The sequence below is a fragment of the Streptomyces sp. 3MP-14 genome (genome assembly GCF_006334905.2).
Taxonomy (GTDB): Bacteria; Actinomycetota; Actinomycetes; order Streptomycetales; family Streptomycetaceae; genus Streptomyces; species Streptomyces triticirhizae.
The window spans coordinates 243,728-269,544 of sequence record NZ_VDLZ02000001.1 but is presented as its reverse complement, the minus strand read 5'-3'; the positions used below and the strand labels follow the sequence as shown (position 1 = coordinate 269,544).

The window sequence follows — 25,817 nt, the reverse complement described above, 5'->3', positions numbered from 1 at the left end:
CTGGGACCGTGTTCACTATATTCGACGACCGTCTTGACGCCTTCGCGCGTCGCACCCTCGACGACCACCGCCGCTTCGACGCGGGCGCGTGGCGACCGGAGGAGATCGAGGCGCACCAGCTGGGTGCGCTGCGCGAGACCCTCCGCTATGTCGCCGCCCGTTCCCCCTTCTACGGCGAACTCCTCGGCCACCTCGACGAGTCCGCCATCGCCGACCTGACCTTCGACTCCTTCGCCGAGCTGCCGTTCACCACCAAGGACGACCTGCGCGGCCGGCTGCTGGACATGCTGTCCCGGCCGGTGCACGAGGGGTGGATCTTCTACGAGACGACCGGCACCACAGGACGCGCCACCCCCTGCCCCCGGGACAACGTCGACTCCCTCGTCAACAACACGGCGCTGTCCGTCTGTTACCGGCACGTCTTCGAGGCGCACGGCGACCAGCATGTGATCGCCGTGATGGGGCCGAACGAACTCCACTCGACGGGCGACACGTTCGGCGACGTCTGCCGCAACCTGGGCGCAGCGCACGCCAAGATGTGGCCGCACTCGCCCGTCGTCGGCTTCCCGCGCGCGCTGGAGGTCATCCGGGAGATAGCGGTGACGGGCGTGTTCTGCACGCCGAATGTCGCCATGTCGATGGCCAAGGAGGCGCTGCGCGCCGGCCTGGAGCCGCGCGAACTCGGCATCCGCTTCCTCATGTTCACCGGCGAGCTGGCGACGCCGGGGCTGCTGCGGAACATCGGCGAGCTGTGGGGCGCCACCGCCTACAACTGCCTCTACGCCTCCCAGGAGGCGTCCATCCTGGGCGCGGTGCACGGCGACGGCCGGCTCCGCACCGTGCCGCTCAACGTGTACTACGAGCTGATCGACCCGGAGACCGGCCGGCCCGTTCCCCGGGGCGAGGGGCCGCGCCAGGGCGAACTTGTCGTCACCCACCTCTACCAGGGCAGCAAGCCCCTGGTCCGCTACCGCACCGGCGACCTGGTGCGGCTGACCCCGGCCGCCGCCACGGCCGACGGCGGCTACCCGTCCGAGGTACTGCTCCCGCTCGGCCGGGTCCGGGACCTGATCGACCTCAACGGGCACGGGGTGACCGCCTACGAGCTGGAGTCCACCATCCTGGACCGGCTCGCCGGCGCCATGGACTACCAGCTGGTCATCGACCGGGAGGACGGGACGGACACGCTGACCGTCGAGGTCGAGACCAGGGAGGGCCGGCCGCTGCCGCCCGACCACGTGACGGACCTGGTGCGGGCCGCGCGGGACGCCTGGGGCTGCCCGTTGACCGTCGCCTACGGCCGGCTGGGCGGGGTCACCACCACGGGCGCGATGGTCAGTTGGAAGGCCGCCCGGGTCCACGACCGGCGCCGGGCGCCGGACGCCGAGCGGCAGGTGGCGCTCGCCATGGCCGGCCAGCGGGAGGCCAGGTGAACGCCGCACCGGCGGGCGCCGCGCCGCGCGACCGTTGGGTGTTCCACCAGGGCGCGTTCGTGCGCGCCGGGGAGGTGGCGCTCGGCCCCGGCACCCAGGGACTCCACTACGGAACGGGCGTCTTCGAGGGCATCCGCTCCTTCGCCTCGGCGGCCGGCGGCGGCGAGGCGCTGATCTTCCAGGCGCGGGAGCACTTCGAGCGGCTGCGCGCCTCCTGCCGGCTGCTCCGACTCGACCTGCCGCATGGGGTTGACGAACTGGTCGACATCGCGCGGGAGTTGCTCCGCCGCAACGACCTGTTCGGCGACTCCTACCTGCGGCCCGTGGTGCACAAGCTGGCCCTGGAGCCCGGCACCCCGTTCGGGGTCAGGCTGCGCGGGGTGTCCACGGCGGTGACCGTGCTGGCGCTGCCGATGGGCGACTACGCCAACCCGGACGGCATCCGGTGCGGCGTCAGCTCCTGGCGCCGGGTGCCGGACTCCGCCCTGCCGGCCCGGGCGAAGATCACCGGCGGCTATGCCAACAACGCGCTGGCCGTGGACGAGGCCACGGCCGCCGGCTACGACGACGCGATCCTGCTCAACCAGCGCGGCACGGTCGCGGAGGCCAGCACGGCCAACGTGTTCGTCGTCCACGCCGGGCAGGTCGCCACGCCGGGACCCGACTCCGACATCCTGCCCGGGCTCACCCGCGCCGCCGTCACGCGCCTCCTCGCCGACGAGGCGGGCGTCGCGGTCGTCGAGCGCGACGTGCTGCGCTCCGAACTCCTGACCGCCGACGAGGTGTTCCTGACCGGCACCGGCTGCGGAATCGTTCCCGTGGTCGAGATCGACGGCCGCCCGATCGGCGAGGGCTGTCCCGGTCCTGTCACCACGCGGGTGCGCGAGGCGTACCGGCGCGCGACGCGCGGGGCCGAACCGCGCTACCGGCGCTGGAACACGCCGGTCGGCGTCGCCGAAGCCGCCGACGCCGACGCCGCCGCCGCGACCGCTCCGACGGGCGCCTCCGCCTAGGCCGGCGCCCGGCCGAACCGTCCGCGCCCCGGCGCGGGCCGGCGGCTGCGCGCCCCGGCGCGGGCTGAACCGTCCGCGCTCAGGCGCGCGGAAGCCGTCCGCGCGCCGGCGCGCCCGTTCCTCAAGTCCCGCCCCGTTCCTCTCCCGTGCCCGTGCCTCATCGGCCCGGCCCGTTGGCCGCGCCCGACCGTTCGCGCTCCGCGCGTCCCGTGCCTTCCTGAGGGGGAAACCATGACCATCCGTTCCCGACCCGACACGTCCGACGGCCAGGAGATGACCGATGTCGCGCTGCTCCGGCTGCCCGCCACCGGGCCGCTCCGGATCACCTCGCTCGGCCCCGCCGGGACCAGCAGCGAACAGGCCGCCCGCGCGCTCCAGGGCCATCTGCTGCGGCGCGGCCACGAGCGCGTGCCCATCGAGCTGTGCGACCGCTACGAGGAGGCCGGGGACCGACTGCTCGCCGGCGACTGCGAGTTGGTGGTGGTCGCCAACGCCTACTCCGGCATCGACCGCTTCTACATGGACCCGTCGCTGCGGCTGGCGGCGGTGTTCGTGAAGGACACCCCGCACTACGGCATCGCCTCCGTCGCCGGCGCCGAACTCGAACAGAAGACCCGCGTCATCACCCATCCCGCGCCCCGCGCGCTCGTCGGCGAGTTACTGCCCGAGCGGTTCGACCTCGCCGAGGTCGTCTTCGCGACCTCCACCAGCGCGGCGGCCGAGGCCGTGGAGCGCGGCGAGGTGCCGCTGGCCCTCACCACCGCGCTCGCCGCGCGGCTGCACGGCCTGGAGTTCCTGTCGCGGACCCGCCCCATTCGCATGGTGTGGTCGGTGTTCACCCGCGCCGACCTGCTCGACGAGGAACGCCCGGCGCCGCGCCGCCCGGCCGCCACCGCCCGGAGCCTGGCGTGGTGAGCGGCGCGGGACCGGTCTTCGTCAGCGACGCCGAGGTCAGGGAACTCCTGCCCGTCTCCACGGCGATCGCCGCCATGCGCGAGGTGATGCGCGCGTTCTCCACGGGCGAGGTGACCCAGCCGGTGCGCACCGTGCTGCGCCCGCCGGCGCGCGGGGGCGCGCACCCCGGCCTGTTCGGGTCGATGCCGGCGCATGTGCCGTTCGACGGCGAACGGTGGTTCGGCATCAAGTCCGTAGTGGTCCGCGAGGACAATCCGGCGCGGGGCCTGCCCACCCATGTCGGCACGGTGACGGTGTTCGCGCCGGACACCGGCCTGCCGGTGGCGGTGCTGCCCGCCGACACCGTGACCGAGCTGCGCACGGCCGCCGTGTCGGCCGTCGCCGTCGACGCGCTGGCCCTGCCAGGGCCGACGACGCTGGCGATCGCCGGCGCCGGCGCCCAGGCCAGGGCGCATGTGGCGGCGGTGGCGGCCGTCCGGCCGGTCCTGCGGGTGCGGCTGTGGAGCCGGCGGCGGGAGAGCGCGACGAAGCTGGCGGAGTGGGTGCGGGCCGAACACGGCCTGGACGCCGAGGTGTTCGGCACGCCGGCCGAGGCGGCCTCGGGCGCCGGGGTGATCTGCACGACCACCGCGGCGCGGGAGCCCATCCTCGACGACGCGGATGTCGCGCCCGGCGCGACGGTGTGCGCGGTCGGCGCCAGCCAGCCGGGCGCCAGGGAACTCTCCTCCCGGCTGGTCGCCGGGACCACCGTGGTCCTCGACAGCGCGGAGGCGGCGGCGCAGGAGGCGTCCGAACTGCTGGTGCCACGGCGGGAGGGCCTGATCGGCCCGGACCACCCGCGCGGCGAACTCGGCGCGGTCCTCGCGGGCGAGGTCCCCGGGCGGGGCGACGAACGGGAACGGATCGTCTACCTCTCCCTGGGCCTCGCCGCGCAGGACGTCGCGACGGCGGTGCTCGTCGCGAAGCGCCACGGCGAGTGGACAGGCCCGAGGCCCTGACCCACCGCCCCACCCACCGGCGTGGGGCCCGCCGGGGCCCACGCCGGTGACCGACCGAACTCACGTCCGCCCGGCGGGGGGCGCGCGCCGGCGCGACGGTTTGGCAGGTCGGCGCGGGAGTCGGGGGATTCCGAGGACAAGAACGGCTGTCCGGACGTCCCCGATGCCTGAGGCGCGCGGGCTCCGCCTCGACCCCGCGTGCGGGACGCGCCTCGCGTTGGAGGCCTACCGGCGGGACTTCGCGGAGCGCGATGGGGCCGTGCGGGATCACGCCTCCTGGAAGTGCGAGCGGCGCCAGCACTTCGACGAGCGGGGCGACCCCAGTCGGGAGGCCCTTCGCCGGGGCCACTGGGACGAGGCCCTGCGGCTGCTGGACGTGGAGCGGGACCGCTGGCTCGCCATCGCGCGCCAGGACGCGGCGCGCGGCGCCCCGTTCTCGCGGGTCCGGGTCGTGGAGGAGCCGCTGAGTGCCTATATGCGCTGGGAGTTCCCCCCGACGCCGTGCCGACCGATGTCGACGCGGCGGCCGCCCTGTACCGGTCGCAGCTGGCGGACCGTTGGGTTCTGATCGTTCTGGACAACGCCGCCACGACCAGCCAGGTGCGTCCGCTCCTGCCGGGAAGCGGCCGTTGCCTGACCATCGTGACCAGCCGCAACCGGCTGTCGGGGCTGGCCATAAGGGACGGCGCGCACCGCCTGACGCTGGGCACCCTGCCGGAGGGCGAGGCGGTGGCGCTGCTCCGGGCGGTGACGACCGGGTTCCGGCCGAGGGACGACGAGCGGGCGCTCGCGGAACTGTCGCGGCTGTGCGCACGGCTGCCCCTGGCCCTGCGGATCGCGGCCGAACGGGCAGCGAGCCACCCCCACATGCGGCTGGAGGAGTTGATCGCCGAGCTGCGCGACGGGTCCGCGCTGTGGGACGCGCTCAGCTCCGGGGACGAGGAGGAGGCGGAGGCGGTGCGGACCGTGTTCGACGATGCCCGGGCCGTCGCGCTGCGGGCGCGGCTCGCCGGTGGGTCGGAGGGCGGCGGCCGTGTCAACGGGCCGTAGGGATCGGGGGGCTGCCGCGCCAGGGGCGCGTCAGGGTCGGGTCAGGCCGGTTCGGGGCGGCCCTAGCGTCGGGTGAAGCGGAACCTGGTGGCTCGGCCCCGCGAGGGGGCCGGTCCGGTGCGGGAGGCGGAGACCATGACGCGGACGACGGAGCGGGACGACGAACCCGAGCCCGGGGCGCCGACCCGGCGAGGGCGCCTGTGGGTGCCGGTGCGCACGGCGGCCGGCGGCGGGGCGGTGGTGCGGCTCTTCCGCACCCCGCTGGGGGAACGGACGGCCGTCGCGTTCACCGGCCCGGAGCGGCTGGTGGCCGCCCTCGGCGCCGGGCACGGCTGGGTGACGCTCGGGGAGCCCGCGCTGCGGGCCCTGGTGGCGCCGTTGGGTGTCGAGGCGCTGTGCGTGGACCCGGCGCTCACGGCGAGCGCGCCCGCGCCCGTGGCGGAACGCGCGCCCCGCGTGCGGCCGTTGGCCGGCGCGTCCCGCTGAGCGCGGCAGCGGAGTCGGGCGTGGAAAGGGAGTTGATCGGGATGACGTTCGCCGCGCGTGACGCGGCCGCCGCCGGGGTGGTGGGCGGCGGGGACCCGCAGTGGCTGTCCGTCTGGCCGGCCGGCACGGCCGAACCGGCGGCGGGGCGGGTGACGGTCGGCGGGGTCGCGCTGGCCGCGCTCGCCGGGGAGCACGGCACGCCGCTCTATGTACTGGACGAGGCGGAGGTCCGCGCGCGGTGCCGGGCCTACCGGGACGCGTTCCCCGAGGCCACGGTCCTCTACGCGGCCAAGGCGTTCCTCTGCCGGGCGCTGGTGCGCTGGGTCGGGGAGGAGGGCCTGGGCCTGGACGTCTGCTCGGCCGGGGAGTTGGGGCTCGCGGTCGCGGCCGGCCTGCCGCCGGAGCGGATGGTGCTGCACGGCAGCGCCAAGTCGCCGGCCGACCTGCGGGCCGGGATCGAGCATGGGGTGGGCCGGGTGGTGATCGACGGCGCCGCCGAGATCGGCCGGATCGCGGCGGCCGTCGGGCCGACCGGGCGGCAGCGCGTGCTGATCCGGGTGACCCCCGGCATCGGCGCCGGCGCGCACCCCAAGGTGCGGACGGCCACCGACGACCAGCACTTCGGGCTGTCGATCGGCGACGGGCACGCGCAGCACGCGGTGGCCCGCGTGCTGCGCCAGCCGAACCTCGAACTGACCGGGCTGCACTGCCATCTGGGCTCGGGCATCACCGACGCCCGCCCCTACCTGGTGGCGGTGCGCCGGCTGGTGGGCCTGATGGCGCGGGTGCGGGACACCCACGGCGTGCTGCTGCCGGAGCTTGACCTGGGCGGCGGCCACGGGGTCGCCTATCGGCCCGGCGATCCCGCGCTGGACCTGCCGGCGTTCGCCCGCCGGGTGCGGGGCGCGCTCATCGCCGCCTGCGCCTCGGCCCGGCTGCCCGTGCCCCGGCTGCTGATCGAGCCGGGGCGGGCGATCGTCGGCCCGGCCGGGGTCGCGGTGTACCGGGTGTTGGCGGTCAAGCACACCGGGGGCCGGACGTTTGTCGCGCTGGACGGCGGGATGAGCGACAACCCGCGCCCCGCGCTGTACGGCGTCCGCTACGCGCCCCGGCTGGTGGGGCGCCACTCGACGGCCGAGCCCCGGCCGGTGACGGTCGTCGGGCGGCACTGCGAGGCGGGCGACGTGCTGGCCGAAGGCGTCACGCTGCCGGCCGACGTGCGCCCGGGCGACCTGCTGGCGCTGCCGGTCGCCGGCGCCTACCACCTGTCGATGGCCTCGACCTACAACCTGGTCGGCCGCCCCCCGGTGGTGGCCGTCGCCGGGGGAACGGCGCGCCTGCTGGTGCGCCGGGAGACCCTCGCCGACCTGGGCGCCAGGGACGTGGGCCGGTGAGGCTCCCGGCGTTCGCGCCGGGTGCGGCTACTCCTTCGCCAGCCCGGCGAGGCGCAGCAGCAGGGACTTGACCTCGGTGGCGGCGACCTCGTCGCCGGTGAGGGCTTCGGGGTCGGAGCAGATCAGCACCGGCTGTTGGCGCGGGTCGGTGGGCAGCCGGCCGTGGCTGCCGCGCACCTGGGCGCCGTCGAGGGGGACGACGTTGAGGCGGTAGCGCATCCCGATCTTCTTGCGGAGCAGCGCCGCGCCGGCGCGGGCCTTGACCAGGCGGTCCTCGGGGTTGAGGAACAGCTCCGCCGGGTCGTAGCCGGGCTTGCGGTGGATCTCGACGGTGGGCGCGAAGTCGGGCGCGTTGGCGTCGTCGAGCCAGTAGTAGTAGGTGAACCAGGAGTCCTCGTCGGCGACGGCCACCAGGTCGCCGGCGCGCGGGTGGTCGAGGCCGTGTTCGGCCTTGCCCTCGGCGTCGAGGAGTTGGGCGATGCCCGGCAGGTCGGCCAGGGCCTCGCGGGCGGGCGCGAGGTCCTCGGGCCGGCGGACGTAGACGTGCGCGACCTGGTGGTCGGCGACGGCGAACGCGCGGGAGACCCACGGGTCCAGGTACTCCATCCCGGCCTGGGTGTGGACCTCCAGCAGCCCGGCCTCGCGGAGCCTGCGGTTGATGTGGATCTGCCGGCTGACCGGGGTGATGCCGTACTCGGACAGCGCGACGACGGTGGCATCGTGGGCGCGGGCGGCGTCCAACAGCGGGGCGAGTTCGCCGTCGAGTTCGGCGGCGGCGGCGCGGGCCTGGGGCGAGTCGGGCCCGAAGCGTTGCAGGTCGTAGTCCAGGTGCGGCAGGTAGACCAGGGTGAGGTCGGGCTTGCGGGTGGAGAGGATGCGGCGGGCGGCGTGGGCGATCCACCGCGATGAGTCGATGGCGGCGGTCGGGCCCCAGTAGGTGAAGAGCGGGAACGCGCCGAAGCGCGAGGTGAGTTCGTCGTGCAGCTCGGGCGGCCTGGTGTAGCAGTCGGGGTCCTTGCGGCCGTCGGCGTGGTAGATCGGCCGGGGCGTGACGGTGTAGTCGGTGTCGGCGCCCATGGCGTACCACCAGCAGACGTTGGCCACCGTGTAGTCGGGGTCGACGCGCCGGGCGGCGTCCCACACCTTCTCGCCGCCGACCAGCGCGTTGTGCTGGCGCCACAGCAGCACGTCGCCCAGCTCGCGGAAGTACCAGCCGTTGCCGACGATGCCGTGCCCCGAGGGGAGTTCGCCGGTGAGGAACGTGGCCTGGGCGGAGCAGGTGACGGCCGGCAGCACGGTGCCGAGGGGGGCCTGGGAACCGGCGGTGGCGACCGCCTTGAGCGTGGGCATGTGGTCGAGCAGGTCGGGCGTGAGTCCCACGACGTCGATGACCACCAGTCGGCGGCTCATGGCGCGTTCCTTTCGCTGGGGGGCCGGGGGAACCTGGGGCGGGTGGCCTCAGGCCACCTCCTTGAGGCCCAGGTCGGTCAACAGGTCGCGGGCCAGGGAGAGTTCGGCGGCGATGCCGTCGGCGAGCTGGTCGGCGTCGCTGGGGCGCAGCTCGGGTGGGAGGACCTGCCAGGTGTAGGTCTCCACCTCCAGGTGGCGGGTGAGCGGGCGGCGCCCGCCGACCAGCCGGGCCAGGGTGCGGCGCAGCACCGGCAGCGTGGTGGACAGCGGCTCGGGCGGGGTGGCGTGCAGCGGGATGTGGTGGTGGACGCGCCACGGCCCGGAGCCGCTGAGCGGCGCGTCGCCTTCGAGGGCCTCGTCGAGGTCGTCGCGGGCGGTGACCGTGCCGTCGAGGGCGCGTTCCCTGGTCTGGTGGAGGAAGCGGTCCTCGACGAACTCGGCGAGCGCGGCCCGCACCTCGGGCCGCTCGGGGTGCTCGGCGTGCAGCGCGGCCGACAGCTGCGCCTTGTAGACGGGGATCTCCTTGCGGGTGAGGCGGTCGACGGCCTCGTCGGGGTCCTCGAAGGCGGTGGCCAGGTGGCAGGTGTCCAGGCAGAGCCCGATCCGGTCGGTGGGCGGCGCGTCGGGCCCGGTGAACATGCGGGTGGCCTGGTCGGTGGTCTCGATGACGCAGCCGGGCTCGGGCTCGACGGCGATCCGGATCTGCCGGCGGGTGCCGCTGGCCAGCAGGTCCAACTCGCGGGAGAGCCGGTGGAGTTGCTTCAACGCGGCGGACTCGGCTGCCGCGTCGTAGGGGGTGCGCCAGGCCAGCGGCAGGGTGGAGATGGTGCCCTCGGTCACGTCGTCGGGCAGCAGCCAGGCGAGCAGGGTGGCGAGCCTGAGGGTGTGGTCGTGGCGGGCGTCGGTGGTCCAGTCCGGGTGGTAGACCCGGTGCTTGACCTTCGCCGAGCCGAAGCCCCGGTAGGGGAAGCCGTTGAGGGTGACCACCTCCAGGCCCTCGCGGCGCAGGGTCTCGGCGAGGGCGGCGCGCGCCCTGGAGTGGGTCATCAGGGTGCTGACCACGTCGGCGGACAGCCACAGGCCGATGCCGAGGCGCTCCCTGCCCAGGCGGTGACGGACCGGGGCGCAGTGGTCGGTGAGCTGCGCCATCACCCCGTCGAGGGTCTCGGCGGGGTGGACGTTGGTGCAGTAGGCCAGGTGTATCAGCCCGCCGCTGGGGTGTCGGAAACGCACGGTGTCACAGTCCCTCTCAGCTGTCGGCGGGCGCCCCGCGCCGCAGCACATTGCCGGCGTAGTCGTCGCGTGTCGGCCGCTCGCCGAGGTCGAGGCGGCCGCTGAGAGAGTAGAACGCCACCGGGTTGCGCCAGAGCACCAGGTCCACCTCGTCCTCGGTGAAGCCGTCAGCGAGCATGGCCTCGCCGACCTTCCGCGTCTTGAGCGGGTCGCTGTTGCCCCAGTCGGCGGCCGAGTTGACCAGCACCTTCTCGGTGCCGTACTCGTGGAGCAGCCGCACCATCCGCGCCTCGTCCATCTTGGTGTCCGGGTAGACGGAGAAGCCGAGCCAACAGCCGCTGTCCTTGGCGGCCTTGACGGTGGTCTCGTTGAGGTGGTCCAGCAGGACGCGCTCGGTGGACAGGTTCGACTCGTTGACGACGTCGACGGTGCGGGCGACGCCGGCGGCCTTGTCGCGGTGCGGGGTGTGGACCAGCGCGGGCAGCCCGTGGTCGACGGCGAGCTGGAGCTGGGCGGCCAGCGCCTCGTCCTCGGCGGGGGTCAGCGAGTCGTAGCCGATCTCGCCGACGGCGACCACGCTGTCCTTGCGCAGGTAGCGGTCGAGTTCGGCGAGCACCGGCGTGCAGCGCGGGTCGTTGGCCTCCTTGGGGTTGAGGGCCAGCGCGCAGTGGTGGGCGATGTCGTACTGGGAGGCGCGGAACGGCTCCCAGCCGAGGAGCGCGTCGAAGTAGTCGAGGAAGCTGCCCACGTTGGTGCGGGGCTGGCCCAGCCAGAACGAGGGCTCGACCAGGGCCTGCACGCCGGCGTCCCGCATGGCGCGGTAGTCGTCGGTGGTGCGGGAGGTCATGTGGATGTGCGGGTCGAAGATGCGCATCAGGACTCCTGGGGGTGCGGCGTCTGGGCGAGGACGTCGCGCACGTCGTCGGGCACGGGGCGGCCGGCCGCCTCGCGTTCGGCGGCGTAGTCGGCGAGCATCCGGAGCAGTTCGGCGTCGGTGCGCGGGGCGAGTCCGGAGACGGCGGACAGCGGGACGCCGGTGAAGACGCACTTGAGGACGGCGTGCCGCCACTGGTGCTGGTCGAGGTGGGCGGCGGCGTAGTCGCCGACGGCGGCGACGATCAGCCGGGTGTCGTTGGTGCGCAGCGCGTCCTCGACCAGGCCGATCGCCTCGGGGCCCAGGCGCAGCCAGGGCAACGCCTGGAGCACGGCGCGGCGTTCGGCGGCGTCGCCCTGCTGGTAGAGGCGGGTGACGGTGGCGAGGTCGGCGTCGACGGCGTGCAGCAGCAGGACGCGGGCGGCGTCGGTCGCCGGCATCCCGGCGCGGGGCAGCGCGGCGCGGCCGACGCGGCGGGTGGCGACGGCGAACGACGACTCCCAGTCGGCGTCGGCGGCCCAGCGGAGGGTCGCCGCCAGCCACTCGGCGGCCTGTTCGGGCAGCGCCTCCACCAGTTCGGCGTGGAGCGCGGCCAGCGCCTCGGGCAGGGTGGGTGAGTTCATCGGGGGACCTCCGAGGGGCGGCTCGCCCGGGCGTCGGCGAGCGCGGCGGTCAGGAACGCGTGGGACTCGGCCGCCAGTTGGGGGCCGGCGTGGGAGTGGCGCGGCAGCTCGACGGAGAGCAGGCCGGCGTAGCCGGTGGTGGCGAGCGCGGCCAGCACCGGCGGGAAGTCGATCTCGCCGGCGCCGAACGGGAGGTGCTCGTGGACGCCGCGCCGCATGTCCTCGATCTGGACGTGCGCCAGCCAGGGCCCGGCCGCGGTGACGCAGTCGGGCACGGGCCCCGGCTCCAGGCAGCGGCAGTGGCCGATGTCGAGGGTCAGGCGCAGCGCCTCGGGCGAGCCGAGGAGCCGGCGCAGCCGGTGGAAGCCGGCGAGGTCGGCGAGGAGGTGCCCGGGCTCGGGCTCGACGGCGAGCGGCACGCCGGCGGCGGTGGCGGCGTTGACAAGCGGGGTGAACGAGTCGGCGAGCCGGCTCCAGGCGGTCTCCTCGGGCGTGCCGGCGGGTTGGTGGCCGCTGAAGCAGTGCAGGGCGGTGGCGCCGAGGTCGGCGGCGACGGTGACGGCGTCGGTGAGCATCCCGATCCGGCGGGCCCTGGCGTCGGGGTCGGGGTCCAGGAGGCTGGGGCCGTGCTTGCGGCGCGGGTCCAGCACATAGCGGGCGCCGGTCTCCACGGCGACGGCCAGGCCGAGTTGGTCGATCCTGGCGGCGACGGCCGCCGTGCGGCGGGCGAGGTCGGGCGCGAGCGGGTCGAGGTGCATGTGGTCGAGGGTGAGCGCGACGCCCCGGTAGCCGAGGTCGGCGAGCAGGGCGAGGGCGTCGTCGAGGCGCAGGTCGGTGAGGCCGTTGGTGCCGTAGGCGAGGCGGAAGCCGTGCGGCTCGTGGGTCACGTGGGGCTCGCGGGTCTCCTGGGTCACGTGGGGCTGACCTTTCTCGACAGACGCCGCGCCGCGCCCAGCAGCGTCAGCAGCACGGGGACGGGGGCGCGGGCGCCGGCCCTGGCGGCGAGCCCGGCCTGGAGCGGCACGAGCGCCTGGAGGCCGGCAACCACGCCGGCCTTGGTGCGCTCGCCGGTGGGCTCCCCGGCGGCGCGGGTGAGGGCGGGCGCGGCGGTGAGCAGGTAGCTGGCGGCGCAGCCGCGCGCGGTGCCGGCCTCGGGGCCCGGGCGGGCGACGGCGGCGGCGACGCCGGCGGCGGTGGCCAACGCGGCCAGCGGAGCGGCCCGGTTGCCGCCGTCCACCTCTTGCCGGGAGACGTGGGTGACGGCGGCGGTGTGGGCGGCGAGCAGCGCGGCCGGCGGCAGCGCCGCTGGCGCGACGCGGCCGGCGCCCGCCGCGCCGAGCAGCAGGTCAAGGCCCCGGGCGGCGCCCATGGCTGCGGGTCCTGCGGCGGTGTGTTTCAGCTTCAGGTCGTAGGCCCAGACGGTGGCCGCCAGGGCGGTGGCGGTGGCGAGTTGGGCGCGGTTGCCGCGGGCCGCCAGTGCCAGCCCGGCGGCGGTGAGGCCGGCGGCGGCGCCGAGCGCGGCGGCCGGGGCGATGCGGCCGGACGGCAGCGGGCGGTGCGGCCGGTCGCGGGCGTCCTCGGCGCGGTCGGCCCAGTCGTTGAGGGCCATGCCCGACCAGTAGAGGCAGACGGAACTGGCCATGGCGAGGGCGGTGTTGCGGGCCGGGGCCCGGCCGGCGGCCGCGCCGGCGAGGGCGTCGCCCGGCACGGTCAGCGCGGCCGGCCCGCGCACCAGCTCCAGCCAGGCGCGGGCCCTGCCGCCCGTCACGAGCGGCCAGCCAGCCGGTCGGCGAGCGCCAGCAGCTCGCGGTGCTGCTCGGCGAGGCCGGGCGGCGGCAGGTCCGGGTCCTTGAAGAAGAAGCCGAGCCCGGGCACGGGCCCGGACAGGCCCAACGCGTGGGCGCGGGCCAGGAGTCGGACCAGGTCCAGGACGAGCGGCGCGGCGAGCGCGGAGTCGCAGCCCTGCCAGATGGTCTGGAGCACCATCCGGGTGCCGAGGAAGCCGTCGAACGCGACGTGGTCCCAGGCGGTCTTCCAGTCGCCGAGCGCGGGGACGTGGTCGATGTGGGTCTCGCCCTCGGGCGCGTCGCCCAGGTTGTCGGCGAGCGCCCTGGCCTTGCCCGCGTTCTTGGCGGCGGCGGCCCTGGGGTCGGCGAGGGTGGCGCCGTCGCCGCCGCCCAGCAGGTTCGTTCCCGACCAGGCGCGGACGGCCAGCTCGCGCTGCGCGAACATCGGCGCGAGCGCGGCCCGCAGCAGGGTCTGCCCGGTCTTGCCGTCCCGTCCCGCGTGCGGCAGACCGGCGCGGGCGGCGCGCTCGGCGAGTCCCGGGGCGTGCATCCCGGTGGCGGGCGTGAAGTTGACGTAGGCACAGCCGGCCTCGATGGCGGCGGCGGCGTACAGCGCGCTGGCCGGCGCCCTGGGGTCGTCGGCGGCGGGCACCGGCTCGGTGGAGGCGAGGTGGACGACCACGGTGCGGGCGAGATCGTTGTGGGCGGCGAACGCGGTGAGGTCGGCGGCGAACGCGGCGACCAGCTCCTCGTCCGTGCGCGGGTCGTCGGGCTGCGGCCCGCCGGGGCGTATCTCGGCGTCGGCGCGCGCCAGGTCGTCGGCGACGGCCAGCGGCAGGCCGTGTGGCAACACCCCGGCCTCGGCGAGCTGTTCGGCGCGCTTGGGCAGCGGGGTGGGGTGGGTGTCATGGCCCCCGAACACCAGCTGTTCCAGCGGGGGCAGGCCGGCCCCCGCGAACGCGGGCCCTGCGGTGACCAGTCCGGTGGGTGGGTGCAGTCCTGCGGCGAGGGCGGCACGGCCGGCGACGGTGGTGGTGGCCACCGAGCCACGGGCGCCGATCAGCCAGACTCCGACGCGTTCTGGGGGTTCTGTTGTCATGACGCGGCTTTCTGTGCAGCTGCGGAAGGGGCGAGGGCGCGGTGCCCGGCCACGTGTGCGGCATGGCCGGGCACCGCGCGGGGCGGGCGACAGGGCGGGTTCGGCGTCTCCGCCCTGCCGTCACCCTCCGGCCCGGTGAGGGGCCGGCCTCCGTCCCCGCCGCCCCTCGCGGCGGTGGACGGAGTTCGGTGGTCGTGCGGTGGTGCGTTGCGCTGTGCCTTGGTTACCGGTCCGTCGTCGTAGATCGGTGGGGGTCGGTTTCCGTGGTCGGATCAGTCGGTCGTGGGGGCGAGTTCGGCGATCCGGACGTCCCTGAACTGCACGGTGTCGGCGTCACCGTGGTTCTGGAGCCCGATGTGTCCCGCCAGGCTACGGCCCTCCTCGGTCGAGGTGAAGTCGTTGATCAGGACGTCGTTGAGGTAGATCTTCAGGTTGTCGCCCTCGACCACCAACTCGTAGGTGTTCCACTCCCCGTTGGGGTTGAGCGCGGCGTCCCTCGCCTCGATGTCGGCCGACTGGAACGTGTAGACGGCGCCGGTCGTCTTGTCCGGGTCGTCGGTGTCGTCGATCTGGATCTCGTAGCCCTGGTTCACGGCGTCCCAGGGGTCGTCGCTGACCGGGGCGCCGAGGAAGATCCCGGAGTTGGAGTCACCCTCCTGGCGCCAGTCCAGCACCAGCGAGAAGTTCTCGTACTCCGCCGCCTCGTAGTAGAACAGCCCCATGCCGCCGACACTCGTCAGCGTGCCCTCCTCGGTGTCCAGCGCGAACTCACCGGGACCGGCCTGGGTCCAGCCCTCGGTGGAGGTCCCGTCGAAGAGCGAGGTGTACTCGTTCGCCGGGGTCAGCTCCTGGACGCGGATGTCGCGGAACTGCACCGTGTCGGCGTCGCCGTGGTTCTGGATGCCGATGTGGCCGGCGAGGCTGCGGGCCGGGTCGGTGTTGGTGAAGTCGTTGATGAGGACGTCGTTGAGGTAGATCTTCAGGTTGTCGCCCTCGACCACCAACTCGTAGGTGTTCCACTCCCCGTTGGGGTTGAGCGCGGCGTCCCTGGCCTCGATGTCCGCCGACTGGAAGCCGTAGACCGAGCCGGTGGTGCGGTCGGGCTCGTCGGTGTCGTCGATCTGGATCTCGTAGCCCTGGTTGACCGCGTCCATCGGGTCGTCGCTGACCGGGGCGCCCACGAAGATCCCGGAGTTGGAGTCACCCTCCTGGCGCCAGTCCAGCACCAGCGAGAAGTTCTCGTACTCCGCCGCCTCGTAGTAGAACAGCCCCATGCCGCCGACGCTCGTCAGCGTCCCTTCCTCGGTGTCCAGCGCGAACTCACCGGGACCGGCCTGGGTCCAGCCCTCCGTTGAGGTGCCGTCGAAGATCTGGGTGTAGCCGGGGTCGGGGTCCTCGCCGCCGTCGACCGAGCAGTCGGCGTCGGTCTGGCCGGCCGCGTACTGGATGCCGCCCAGCAGGTGCTGCTGGAACTCCGGCTCGGCGAACGACTCGATGGTGTGGCCACCGCCGGTGTAGAAGGCGAGGCCGCCCTCGTACTCCTTGCACCAGGCGATCGGGTGGTCGCCCTCCATGTTGCCGCCCTCGTAGGAGGACTCGTCGAGCGAGGCCAGCACGCGGGCGGTTTCCCTGGGGTTGGTGCGGTAGTTGTACCACTCGTCGGTCCGCTCCCAGGTGTCGCCCAGGTGGGCGGTCGCCGGGTGGTCGTGGTCCTCGACGTTGATCGTGGCCTGCTGGATGTGCGGGTGACTGTCGAAGAGGGCGCCGGCCAGGCCGTCGTACCAGGCCCAGTCGTACTCGGTGTCGGCGGCGGCGTGGATGCCGACATAGCCGCCGCCGTTGCCGATGTAGCCCTCGAACGCGGTCTGTTGGGCCTCGTCCAGGACGTCGCCCGTGGTGGAGAGGAAGATCACGGCCTCGTACTGGGCCAGGTTCTCCTCGGTGAACTGGGCCGAGTCCTCGGTCGCGGTCACCGTGAAGTCGTTGGCCGCGCCCAGCTCCGTGATCGTCTGGATGCCGGCCTCGATCGAGTCGTGGCGGAATCCGGCGGTCTTGGAGAAGACCAGGACGTCAAACGGGTCGGCGGCGACCTCCTGGTCGGAGCGCTCCGAGGTCTCGGAGGCCCCCGCCGCCATCGCGGGCAGCGCGGTGGCGCACAGGGCGCCCCCGACCAGCAGGTAGCCGGCTCGTCTCAACCGGGTGGTGCGGGTGGTGCGGGTCGTGTCGGGCATGACGCTCACTCCTCACTTCCGGTGCTGAAGGTGAAGTCGTCCAGGTTGAACGTGCCCCCCGTGAACACCAGGTAGAGCGTGGTGGATTCGGCGGGCTGGTTCGCCAGCGCGGTGCTGACGTCCTGGTAGGTCTCGGCTCCGCCGGTGTCACCGACCTCGACCGTGCCGAGGACCTCGCCGTCGGGGGCGCCGGCGCGCACCTCGATGGCGCCGCTGCCGCCCGCCGAGGAGACCCGCGCGGTGAAGTCCGTCGCGTTGCTCAGCAGGTACGGGTCGAACGAGATCCAGCCGCCGTCGGTGACCTCAACCGCGCGGCCGCCGTTGGCGCCGCCCAGGTCGATCGCCGTCGGGCCCTCGCCCTCGCCGAAGTGCTCGGCCTGCCGCTGCTTGGTCTGGCTGACGACCTCGTCGCTGCCGGTCAGCGGCGGCGCGTCGCCGGCGCCCGAGTCGGTGTACTCGGCGTTCCAGACCCCGAAGATGTTGGCGTTGGGGTCGTGTTCGCCGTCGGCCAGCGTCTGGAGCGTGCCGGAGCAGCCGGTGGCCGAGGTCTGCGGGTGGCCGTGCGAGTCGTGGCCGAGGATGAACGTGACGGTCACGTTGTCGCAGTTGATCTCCTCGTCCTCGGCGTCGGTGACCTCCACCTCGAACGGCACCGCGTCGCCGAAGTCGACCAGCGCTCCGTCGCCCGGCAGGACGATGTTGACCTCGGGCGCGCTGTTGCCGACCGCGACCTGCACGGAGGCGTTGCCGGAGGCGCCGGACGGGTTGGTCACCGTCAACTCGACGCTGTAGGTGCCCGCCTGCTCGAAGACGTGGGTCGGGTTGGCGTCCTCCGAGGTGCCGCCGTCACCGAAGTCCCAGGCGTAGCTCAGCTCGGCGCCGCCCGGGTCGGTCGAGCCCTCGGAGCTGAAGTTGACCTCCAGCGGGGCCGGGCCCGAGGTGACGTCGGCCGAGGCCCTGGCCACCGGCGACTGGGTGCCGGCGGTGTACTCGATGCGGTACAGCGCGCTGTTCTCGTCGCCGGAGAACCAGCCCAGGCCGTAGTCGAGGACATAGAGCGCGCCGTCGGGGCCGAAGGCGCTGTCCATCACCTGGGTGCCTTCCCAGAGGAAGTCGTAGATGCCGGAGACGTTGCCGCTGTCGTCCTGCTCCACGGCCTTGATCCACTGGCGGCCGAACTCGGTGGCGAAGAAGGTGCCGTCCATCGACTCGGGGAACTTGACGTTCGACTCGAGGTCCGGGTCGTAGTTGTAGACCGGGCCCGCCATCGGCGACTCGGAGCCGCCGCCGAACTCGGGGACGGAGTTCCCGTCGTAGGGAATCCACGCCGGCTGCGCGGGCGGCAGCTCGGTCAGGCCCGTGTTGTTGGGCGAGTTGTTGACCGGGGCGTCGCAGTTGAAAGCGCCGTTGGACGCGCCGCTGCCGAAGTCGAAGTCCACATAGGCGTCGTTGGCGCCCGTGCAGTAGGGCCAGCCGAAGTTGCCCGGCTCGGTGATCCGGTTGAACTCGACCTGCCCGGCCGGGCCACGGTTCGGGTCGGCGGCGCCGGCGTCCGGGCCGTAGTCGCCGACGTAGACCGTGCCGGTCGCCTTGTCGACGCTCATCCGGAACGGGTTGCGGAAGCCCATGGCGTAGATCTCGGGGCGGGTGCCCTCGGTGCCCTCGGCGAAGAGGTTGCCCTCGGGGATGGTGTAGCTGCCGTCGTCCTCGACGTGGATGCGCAGCACCTTGCCCCGGAGGTCGTTGGTGTTGCCTGAGGAACGCTGGGCGTCGAACGCCGGGTTGCGGCCGTCCCGTTCGTCGATCGGGCTGTAGCCGTCCGAGGCGAACGGGTTGGTGTCGTCGCCGGTGGAGAGGTAGAGGTTCCCCTCGGCGTCGAAGTCGATGTCACCGCCGACATGGCAGCACTGGCCCCGGCTGGCGGCCACGTCGAGGATCTCGACCTCGCTGCTGTTGTCGAGCGTGCCGTCCTCGTTGAGGACGAAGCGGGAGAGCCGGTTGACCCCGTCGTAGGGGGCGAAGTCCTCCGGGGTGCCGTCGCCCGGCGAGTCGCCGCCAGGGGTGTCCAACGGCGGGGCGTAGTAGAGATAGACGAAGCGGTTCTGCTCGAAGTCGGGGTCGACCCCGACGCCCTGGAGGCCCTCCTCGTCGTGGCTGTAGACGGGGACCTGACCGGCGACCTTGGTGGAGCCGTTGGCGTCGGTGATCCTCAGGGTGCCGTCCCTGGAGGTGTGGAGCACCGAGGTGTCGGGCAGCACGGCGAGCGACATCGGCTCGCCCATCTCGGCCTCGCCCTTGGCGAGTTCGACCTGTTGGAACTCCTCCAGCGGCGGCGGTGCCGCCGTCGCCGACTGTTGGCTGATCACCACACCCGCGGAGGCGAGCGTCATGCCCGCCACGGTCGCGAGTACGGCTTTGATTCTCCTGTGCACGAGCGTTCCTCCGTTAGAGCGCACGGGGGTGGGGGTGAAGCTGTCGCACAGGCGCGCGCCGTCGCGCCAGGGTGAACGGTGCGGCCGTCAGGTGAGGGGGGCGACCGCGCTGTTCGGTATTGACCGGTACACCACAGGGACGGTAACGACTTTCTCCCTGGCTGGAAACCCCTTTGAAACAAGCTGGACCGACTTCATCCACCTGCCGGACAAAGTAGGCGCGTTGGACTACGCACGCCGCCCCGGTTTGGCGGCCTACGTCCGGTATCTTCCGTGCGGGCGAGGCCGGTTCGCCCCTCGGTCACTCCTCGGGCGGCAGCGGGACCCCGATCAACGCGGTGATCACCTGCTCGGTGGTCTCCACCATGTCCACGGCCGCCGGCTCCAGCAGCCACTGCACCTGAAGGCCGTCCATCACGGCGATGATCCCGTTGGCCACGCTCGCCACGGGCAGCGCGGGCGCCAACTCCCCCGCCTCCACCGCCTCCCGGAGCGCGGCGACCACCAACTCCCGCAGCCCCGCGTAGCGGCTGCGGAAGTAGCCCTGCGCCGGATGGCCCTCGGTGACGCTCTCGGCGGAGAGCACCGCGTAGAGCCGCACGATGCCCTCGCGTTCGGCGTTGAGGCGCGCGGTGTTCACCAGGTGCCGTAGCAGGCCCAGGCCCCGGGGTCGGCCGTCGCCCAGCGCCTCGATGTCCGACTTGTCGCGCAGCTCCAACACCCCGGTCAGCAGGCCGGCCTTGGTGCGGAAGTGGTGCAGGACGCCGGCCTGGGTGAGCCCGGAGCGCTCGGCTATCTCGGCCAGCGAGGCGTTGTGGTAGCCACGGGTCGCGAAGGTCTCCATGGCGATGCGCAGGATGTCGTCCCGCCGCTGGGCACCCATGGGGCGTGGGGGTGCTTTGGGCATGAACCGCTCCTACCTTCGGTTTTGCGGGGGACTTCGCAGTCTACGGCCGGGTCAGCCGGGTCCCCAGGTTCCGGAACCGGCCCCCCGGGTTCCGGAACCACCGCGATATCGGTCCCGGCCCTTACTAAGTGGTCAGTCAGTCTGCTTACATCCTCGCTGTCTCCCTCGCCGTCCCGCAACGCGACGAGGCATCCGCAGCATTCGCACATCCCGGAAACCCCCACCCCCCACACCCTTCAGGGAGCCGCAGATGACAGCACAGCCCGCACCACATCCCGCATCACACCCGGCCCACCACCCGGCGCGACGCCCCACGCGGCACCGTTCGCCGCTGCGCGTCGGCCTGTTGGGCCTGAGCGCCGCCGCGCTGGTCGCCGGCGGGCTCGGCGTGGTCGCCAGCGGCTCGGCGCAGGCCGCGCCGACCACGGCCCGGGCCTGGCTGACCACGTCCGACGGCCAGAACCGGCTCGCCGACCAGGGCGAGCTGTCCTTCGACGGCCAGCCGGCCGGCACCAACATCGAGGTCAACGCCGGCCAGCGGCACCAGCAGTTCAGCGGCGCCGGCGCCTCCGTGACCGAGGCGTCCGCCAGCCTGATCCAGGGCCTGCCAGGCGGCGAGCGCGACGCGCTGCTGGACGCGCTCTTCTCCCGCGACGGCGACGGCATCGGGCTGAGCTACCTGCGCCAGCCGCTGGGCAGCACCGACTTCAACTCCGGCGACTTCTACACCTACGAGGACACCCCCGGTCAGTTCAGCATCGACCGGGACCGGGAGCAGATCATCCCGGTGCTCAGCGACGCCCTCGACCGCAACCCCGACATCCGGCTGATGGGCAGCCCCTGGTCACCGCCGGCCTGGATGAAGTCCGGCAACTCCCTCAACGGCGGCAGCCTGCTGCCCGAGCACTACGAGGACTACGCCGACTACCTGGTCAACGCGGTGCGGGCGTACGCCGACGCCGGCATCGAGCTGACCGACCTGACCGCGCAGAACGAGCCGCTCTTCGCGACCAGCTACCCGTCCACCTCGATGAGCGCCGCCGAACAGGCCGAGTTCTTCCGGGTGTTGGACGCGGCGCTGACCGAGGCCGGGCTGCCGACCAACCTGTTCGCCTACGACCACAACTGGGACCAGCCGGGCTATCCGCTCGAAGTGCTGGGCGCCACCTCCGACATCGACCGGGTCGCGGGCGCCGCGTTCCACTGCTACGGCGGACAGCCGGAGGCGCAGGGCGAGTTGGTGGCGGCCGGCGAGCGGGTGTTCTTCACCGAGTGCTCGGGCACCGACAGCGAGAACGGGTCCCAGACCTTCGCGGACACGCTGCGCTGGCAGGCCGAGAACCTGGTGGTGCGGAACATGCGGCACGGCGGCGAGACCGTCATCACCTGGAACCTCGCCCTCGACGCGAACGGCGGCCCGCACCAGGGCCACTGCGACAACCGGTGCAACGGCGTCGTGGAGATCGCCGGCGACCAGGTGACGCGGAACGCCGAGTTCTATGTGCTGGGCCACCTGACCAAGTTCCTCGACCCGGGCGCCGTGCGGCTGGAGTCCTCCAGCGAGGGGCCGGGCGGGCTCCAGAACGTCGTCTTCGAGAACCCGGACGGGACGCGGGTGGCCTATGTGGTCAACGCGTCAGGTCAGCAGCGGGACTTCTCGATCACGGAGGACGGAGCGTCCCTCAACGCGAGCCTCCCGGCTGGGGCGGTCGCGACGTACACCTGGACGGTGTGACCCGGTGACCCACCTGGGTCGTGCCGGCTAGCCGGCACGACCCAGGTGCACGCTCGTATCGCGCTCGCCGCCGCCCGCTTCGAGCATGGCCCGCACAACAGCCGATGCCACCAGACGCATCAGGGCACACCTCCTGAGCAGGCTCGACTGCCAGCCCCTCAGACCCTCCGGCCTCGTTCCCACAGTTCCTCGACGTGGTCGGCGAACCGGTCGAACAGGCCGCGTTCCTCCTGTCGCCGCAGGTGCAGCATCGGGGAGTCGTGGCCGACGCCCCGGGCCAGGTGCGGGGTGACCAACGCGTCGCGGTCGAACCGGAAGACGGAGAGTGACACGTGGTTCGTCGCGTCCGAGGCGGCGGAGAAACGGGCCTCGACGCCCGGGACTTCGCCCAGTTTCGCCAGGTGCTCCAGCGTGATCCTGATGCGAGTGGACACCGACAGCGCCACGTCCTCGACGGCCTCCCGTTGCCGCGTCACCTCCCCCTCGGGGTCGCCGATCAGGAACCGCACGCGGCACCCCGCCTCGGCCTTGCGCCGCAGGGTGTCCACATAGGCGGGCTGGTCCAGCCACAGGAAGTAGTTGGTGTACCCGGCCAGAGTGATGTCCTCGGTGGCCGCCTCGGTCAACTCCCCCCAGACGGAGGAGGGACAGGCCGAACGGTAGGGATAGCCGCGAACGATCTCCCGGTCCGTCCCCGTCCTGACGTTGTTCCTCACGACCCTGGGCCACAGCATCTCCGCCTCAACTCCCAACGCCGCAGCGGCGTCCTCTCGGTTTCGTAGCCGACGTTCCGTAAGGCTTACCCGGCCGGGTATCAGCATCAGTAGCCTCGACGGCATGACTGACTGCGTGCAGGTGTCCACCGCCGTCGAGAGCCGGGAAGCGGCCGAGACCCTGGCCCGGAGCGCGGTCGCGGCGCGGCTCGCCGCCGGCACTCAGATCGTCGGTCCGGTGACCTCCGTGTTCTGGCACCTTGGTGAGATGGGCACGGGCGAGGAGTGGCAGCTCCTCCTGCGCACCACGGCCGACCGGTATCCGGCGCTCGAAACGCATCTGGTGGCCCATCACCCCTGGGACAACCCGGAAGTCGTCGCCGTCCCCATCACCGCCGGTACCGCCGACTACCTCGACTGGATTCGCCGGACCGTGACCGGGAACGGCAGGGGCTCAAGCTCCGGAGGGTGATTTACGCCACTGCCTCTTCAAGAACCGTGGCTACCTCGGGCAGCGCGCGATGCGGCTCCAGTCGGTGCACCAGCGTTTGCACCCGCTCCCGGGGCCTCACCGAACCAACTCCGTTGGCCAGTTGCAAAGATCGGCCCGTGATCACTGCGGCCTGCTCGATCTCCCCAGCATCGAAGTAGGCATGGGCGAGCCAGGTCAGGTAGAGGGATTTGTCACGGGCGTGGGTGTCCGAGAAAGTCCGGAGAGCCGATTCCAGTGCAGGTACCGCACGCAACGGACGACCGAGTTCCGTCCAGCAGCGCCCCGTCATGATCTGGTGCTCCCGCATATCGACCCACGAGGCCCAGTGTGGAGCCGCTCCTGTCTCCGAGGATCGGATGAGTTCCGCCTCGCCTTCCGCGAGGGCGCGTTCCGTCTCCTTCGTCTCTCCGGCTCGCGCGTGTGCCCAGGCCCGGCGTTCGAGAAGCAGAGCACGGACTGTGGCCGGCACTTCCCTCCCCATGCGCTCGCAGGATGCCGAGGCCAGCTCCACACCCGACCTTTCCGTGCTGACCTGCTGATAGGCCAGAAAGGCCAACGAGTTACACATCAGCGCTTGGTCCTCTGCCTGGATGGCCATGTGGTGGGCGGTGCGATAAAGACGTTCCGCCTCTGGATGGCGGCCGGCATCAAACGCTGCCCAGCCTGCCTGTTGCGCCTGCTCGGCGCTCAGGCTCAACAGGGCCCGGCCGACCACCTCGTTGTAGCTACTCTTCTTCAGGAGACTCGTAGTTGCCTCGAACTCACCGAGGTAGATGGGATAGGTGTCAGCGCCCCCAAGGAAATCATCGAGGCGGCGCAGCCTCGCCGTCCGCTCCCTCAGCCGCTCCACGGTGGTCGCACCGATGCGCCCGCCTGCCGAGAAGGGAAACGTCGCCGGTATTCCCGCCGCGACCACTGACGCCGCGATGAACTTCCTGCGTCGCACTGCCTCATCCTCCGCTTCCCCTGCGTCATTGGAACATGAACTGGGCGCCGAATCGAGACGTCCGCCTTCCCAGGGTCGCGGCGCCAGCCCGATCAGGGAACCTGGGATACGCAGAGCGTCCGCGATGACTGCGATCTTCCTATAGCTGGTGATCGTCCCCGTTCCCTTGGCCAGCTTTCCCACCCGTTCCGGGCTGATATCGCAGGCATCAGCGATCTTCAGGAAGCTGATACCGCCCCACTTGCGAGCGAGGGCGAAGACCTTCCCGAAGTCGTGACGGGACAACGCATCACGAACATCGGACCGTTCCAGCACGCTGGGCGGCAGTGCTGCCGGAGAGCGGTAGGTCATCTCACATCCCCCGCAGAGAGCTGATCAAGAGGTATCACGAGTCACGGCCGCCGAGTCTACCCACGATGGGTATCCCCATCGGACCGGTTCATATGCACCCGTGGTCCGGCAACACTCGCATCTCCCCGAGAAAGATGGGAGATCGACGTGCGGAACTCGATCGCGTGGATTGTCGAACGGCTGTCGCGCCCCTTGATTCCCTGCCCCGATGCCACCGAGCCGCCCATGCCGGGCGTCCGAACGTCGCGGAGGGCGGCGTGATGCTCACCCCCCACCAGGAACGCCCGCCGTTGGGGGCGCTGCCCCGGCCCGATGTCGTTCCCTATATCGCTCAGTGGAGTGAGGAGCGGGAGGAGCGGACCGTTGTGGTGGGGCGGGCCGGGGGTATCGCCTACGCGGACGAGGTGCTTCAGGACCGGGACGCGGACGGGGTGTTGTGGTCGCGGATCGCCTCGCGGCCCGGTCGGGGGCGGCCGGAGTTCGGGAAGGTCCACGGGTTGCGGCAGCGCCGCGCGATGCGCCGGCTGCTGTGTCAGGTCTGCGGCGGCGCGGCCGACGAGAACGCGGATGGGGTGCTCTGGCTTCTGGGCGAGAACCCGGACAACCCAGAAAACTCAGACAACCAGGACAACTGGCTGCCGGGCCTGGAGACCACCCACCCGCCGCTGTGTCTGCCCTGCGCCGCGTCGGCGGTCCGGCTCTGCCCGCACCTCGCCCGGGGTTATGTCGCCCTGCGCGTGCGGGACTTCCGCCCGGCCGGGGTGTGGGGTGCGCTGTACCGGCCCGGGTTCCCGCTGCCCGTCGGGGCGGGCCCGGCCGGCGTTCCCTACGGGGACGCCCGGCTGCGGTGGGTCCGGGCCAGCCAACTGGTCGTGCGGCTCGACGCGTTCAGCGTCGTGGACCTGGTGGCGGAGGCGCGCCGGGGCGCCGCGCGCCGGCGCCCGGTGGGGACGCCGGGGCGGCCGACCTGACGGCACGCTCCGGCCGGCACGCGCCGCGCGCGTGGCTCAGGCGCCGGCGCGTGCCGCGCGCAGTTGGTCCCGGAGGGCGGCGCCCCGGCCCCGGGCGGTCCGGGTCGGGGCCCGCCGGCCGGGCGGGCGGCGGGCCCCGCCGGTCTCGGCGGGCCCCTCGGCGGCGCCCCCGCGCGACCGGCTCCGCCCGGCCCCTGCGGTTTCCGGCGCCGGGAGGCGGGTACTCGGGGCCGGCCCGTGCGGCTAGCACAACCCGTCGCCCGCCCAAAGGCCGCGGGATCGCAGGAGGTGAAGTGATCATGCCGGGACGGAAGGAACTTCCCGCGACGCTGGAACGCTCCCCCGCCGGGGCCCAGCGCACCTGGATCGCCGCGCACGACAACGCGGTCACGGAGTACGGCGAGGGCCAGCGCGCCCACCGGGTGGCCTACGCCGCGCTCAAGCACACCCACGAGAAGGTCGGCGACCACTGGGAGCGCAAGGAGCGCGGCCGGAAGGCGCCGTCCGATCCGCGTTCGGCGCGGCCCCGCCAGTTCGGCGGGCGCAGCGCGCAGGGCGTGGACGAGCGGGACACCAAGGCGCACCTGTACGAGATGGCCAAGCGGCTGGACGTGCCGGGCCGCTCCGGGATGAACCGGGGCGAGCTGCTGGACGCGGTCAAGGCCGCCAACCGGCGCGCGACCCGGCGCGCAAGGTCCCGTTGACCACCGGGGAGCGCGCCGA

At 73.0% G+C, this 25,817-nt stretch carries 23 protein-coding genes and 1 pseudogene; 12 read left to right on the top strand and 12 right to left on the bottom strand.

Annotated features, from left to right (window positions below):
• Nucleotides 1–8: 8 nt before the first annotated feature.
• The 8 genes and pseudogenes from FH609_RS30740 to lysA all read left to right on the top strand — a co-directional run bounded on the left by FH609_RS30740 (nucleotide 9) and on the right by lysA (nucleotide 7,289).
• A complete protein-coding gene (locus FH609_RS30740) occupies nucleotides 9–1,433 on the top strand; it encodes a phenylacetate--CoA ligase family protein (RefSeq protein WP_193317745.1) in 1,425 nt (474 codons plus the stop codon).
• Nucleotides 1,430–2,446, top strand: coding sequence for a branched-chain amino acid transaminase (locus tag FH609_RS30735; RefSeq protein ID WP_193317746.1), 1,017 nt, complete (start codon nucleotides 1,430–1,432; stop codon nucleotides 2,444–2,446). The genes FH609_RS30740 and FH609_RS30735 overlap by 4 nt, the downstream gene beginning before the upstream one ends.
• Nucleotides 2,447–2,677: 231 nt before the next feature.
• A complete protein-coding gene (locus FH609_RS01140) occupies nucleotides 2,678–3,361 on the top strand; it encodes a prephenate dehydratase domain-containing protein (protein ID WP_226961300.1) in 684 nt (227 codons plus the stop codon).
• Complete coding sequence (locus tag FH609_RS01135; RefSeq protein ID WP_193317747.1) at nucleotides 3,358–4,359, top strand: ornithine cyclodeaminase family protein; 1,002 nt, start codon at nucleotides 3,358–3,360, stop codon at nucleotides 4,357–4,359. The genes FH609_RS01140 and FH609_RS01135 overlap by 4 nt, the downstream gene beginning before the upstream one ends.
• A 163-nt stretch (nucleotides 4,360–4,522) precedes the next feature.
• On the top strand, nucleotides 4,523–4,927 hold the full coding sequence (locus FH609_RS01130; RefSeq protein WP_139665693.1) for a DUF6879 family protein: 405 nt from the start codon (nucleotides 4,523–4,525) through the stop codon (nucleotides 4,925–4,927).
• Nucleotides 4,861–5,331: pseudogene (locus tag FH609_RS01125) on the top strand (tetratricopeptide repeat protein); the annotation flags it as partial. The gene FH609_RS01130 and the pseudogene FH609_RS01125, both read left to right, overlap by 67 nt.
• A gap of 213 nt (nucleotides 5,332–5,544) precedes the next feature.
• Nucleotides 5,545–5,895 carry an SAV_915 family protein gene (locus tag FH609_RS01120; protein ID WP_139665694.1) on the top strand — a complete coding sequence of 117 codons (351 nt, stop codon included), beginning with the start codon at nucleotides 5,545–5,547 and terminating at the stop codon, nucleotides 5,893–5,895.
• A gap of 41 nt (nucleotides 5,896–5,936) precedes the next feature.
• Complete coding sequence (gene lysA / locus FH609_RS01115; protein ID WP_139665907.1) at nucleotides 5,937–7,289, top strand: diaminopimelate decarboxylase; 1,353 nt, start codon at nucleotides 5,937–5,939, stop codon at nucleotides 7,287–7,289.
• Between the two features lie 27 nt (nucleotides 7,290–7,316).
• Here lysA and FH609_RS01110 read toward each other — a convergent pair whose 3' ends face one another.
• From FH609_RS01110 to FH609_RS01065, 10 genes are all read right to left on the bottom strand, one after another.
• Entirely contained in the window at nucleotides 7,317–8,699 is a 1,383-nt protein-coding gene (locus tag FH609_RS01110; protein ID WP_139665695.1) for an alkaline phosphatase family protein, read from the bottom strand.
• Between the two features lie 48 nt (nucleotides 8,700–8,747).
• Nucleotides 8,748–9,932, bottom strand: coding sequence for a metabolite traffic protein EboE (eboE, locus tag FH609_RS01105; protein WP_139665696.1), 1,185 nt, complete (start codon nucleotides 9,930–9,932; stop codon nucleotides 8,748–8,750).
• A gap of 16 nt (nucleotides 9,933–9,948) precedes the next feature.
• Nucleotides 9,949–10,806: a TatD family hydrolase gene (locus FH609_RS01100; RefSeq protein WP_139665697.1), complete on the bottom strand. Its 858-nt coding sequence runs from the start codon at nucleotides 10,804–10,806 to the stop codon at nucleotides 9,949–9,951.
• Nucleotides 10,806–11,429, bottom strand: a complete 624-nt coding sequence (locus FH609_RS01095) for an EboA domain-containing protein (protein ID WP_139665698.1) — start codon at nucleotides 11,427–11,429, stop codon at nucleotides 10,806–10,808. The genes FH609_RS01100 and FH609_RS01095 overlap by 1 nt, the downstream gene beginning before the upstream one ends.
• Nucleotides 11,426–12,343, bottom strand: coding sequence for a sugar phosphate isomerase/epimerase family protein (locus FH609_RS01090; protein WP_193317748.1), 918 nt, complete (start codon nucleotides 12,341–12,343; stop codon nucleotides 11,426–11,428). Before FH609_RS01090 ends, FH609_RS01095 begins: the two co-directional genes overlap by 4 nt.
• Nucleotides 12,340–13,197, bottom strand: a complete 858-nt coding sequence (locus FH609_RS01085; RefSeq protein ID WP_139665699.1) for an SCO3242 family prenyltransferase — start codon at nucleotides 13,195–13,197, stop codon at nucleotides 12,340–12,342. Before FH609_RS01085 ends, FH609_RS01090 begins: the two co-directional genes overlap by 4 nt.
• Nucleotides 13,194–14,315 (bottom strand): inositol-3-phosphate synthase, encoded by a 1,122-nt coding sequence (locus FH609_RS01080; protein WP_139665700.1) that lies wholly within the window; start codon nucleotides 14,313–14,315, stop codon nucleotides 13,194–13,196. The genes FH609_RS01085 and FH609_RS01080 overlap by 4 nt, the downstream gene beginning before the upstream one ends.
• 272 nt (nucleotides 14,316–14,587) lie before the next feature.
• Nucleotides 14,588–16,546 (bottom strand): family 16 glycoside hydrolase, encoded by a 1,959-nt coding sequence (locus FH609_RS01075; RefSeq protein WP_405378796.1) that lies wholly within the window; start codon nucleotides 16,544–16,546, stop codon nucleotides 14,588–14,590.
• A 5-nt stretch (nucleotides 16,547–16,551) separates the two neighbouring features.
• A complete protein-coding gene (locus FH609_RS01070) occupies nucleotides 16,552–18,978 on the bottom strand; it encodes a PQQ-dependent sugar dehydrogenase (protein ID WP_226961298.1) in 2,427 nt (808 codons plus the stop codon).
• 301 nt (nucleotides 18,979–19,279) lie between these two features.
• Nucleotides 19,280–19,885, bottom strand: coding sequence for a TetR family transcriptional regulator (locus tag FH609_RS01065; RefSeq protein ID WP_405378799.1), 606 nt, complete (start codon nucleotides 19,883–19,885; stop codon nucleotides 19,280–19,282).
• Between the two features lie 250 nt (nucleotides 19,886–20,135).
• On the opposite strand from FH609_RS01065, the gene FH609_RS01060 reads away from it, so the two are divergent.
• Entirely contained in the window at nucleotides 20,136–21,620 is a 1,485-nt protein-coding gene (locus FH609_RS01060; RefSeq protein ID WP_139665702.1) for a glycoside hydrolase family 30 protein, read from the top strand.
• A gap of 158 nt (nucleotides 21,621–21,778) precedes the next feature.
• On the opposite strand, the gene FH609_RS01055 is transcribed toward FH609_RS01060, so the two are convergent.
• On the bottom strand, nucleotides 21,779–22,354 hold the full coding sequence (locus FH609_RS01055; RefSeq protein ID WP_139665703.1) for a DUF5919 domain-containing protein: 576 nt from the start codon (nucleotides 22,352–22,354) through the stop codon (nucleotides 21,779–21,781).
• A gap of 103 nt (nucleotides 22,355–22,457) precedes the next feature.
• Here FH609_RS01055 and cutA point away from each other — a divergent pair, with 103 nt between their 5' ends.
• Nucleotides 22,458–22,805, top strand: coding sequence for a divalent-cation tolerance protein CutA (cutA, locus tag FH609_RS01050; RefSeq protein ID WP_193317749.1), 348 nt, complete (start codon nucleotides 22,458–22,460; stop codon nucleotides 22,803–22,805).
• Nucleotide 22,806: 1 nt separating this feature from the next.
• Here the strand turns inward: cutA and FH609_RS01045 are convergent, their stop codons facing one another.
• Nucleotides 22,807–24,123, bottom strand: coding sequence for an XRE family transcriptional regulator (locus FH609_RS01045; RefSeq protein ID WP_139665704.1), 1,317 nt, complete (start codon nucleotides 24,121–24,123; stop codon nucleotides 22,807–22,809).
• Between the two features lie 260 nt (nucleotides 24,124–24,383).
• Between FH609_RS01045 and FH609_RS01040 the strand changes: the two genes are divergently transcribed.
• Both FH609_RS01040 and FH609_RS01035 read left to right on the top strand, forming a co-directional pair.
• The gene (locus FH609_RS01040) at nucleotides 24,384–25,094 is read left to right on the top strand and encodes a hypothetical protein (RefSeq protein WP_264372748.1); all 711 of its coding nucleotides are present in this window, start codon (nucleotides 24,384–24,386) and stop codon (nucleotides 25,092–25,094) included.
• A gap of 299 nt (nucleotides 25,095–25,393) precedes the next feature.
• Complete coding sequence (locus FH609_RS01035; protein ID WP_139665705.1) at nucleotides 25,394–25,798, top strand: ChaB family protein; 405 nt, start codon at nucleotides 25,394–25,396, stop codon at nucleotides 25,796–25,798.
• Nucleotides 25,799–25,817: the final 19 nt, after the last annotated feature.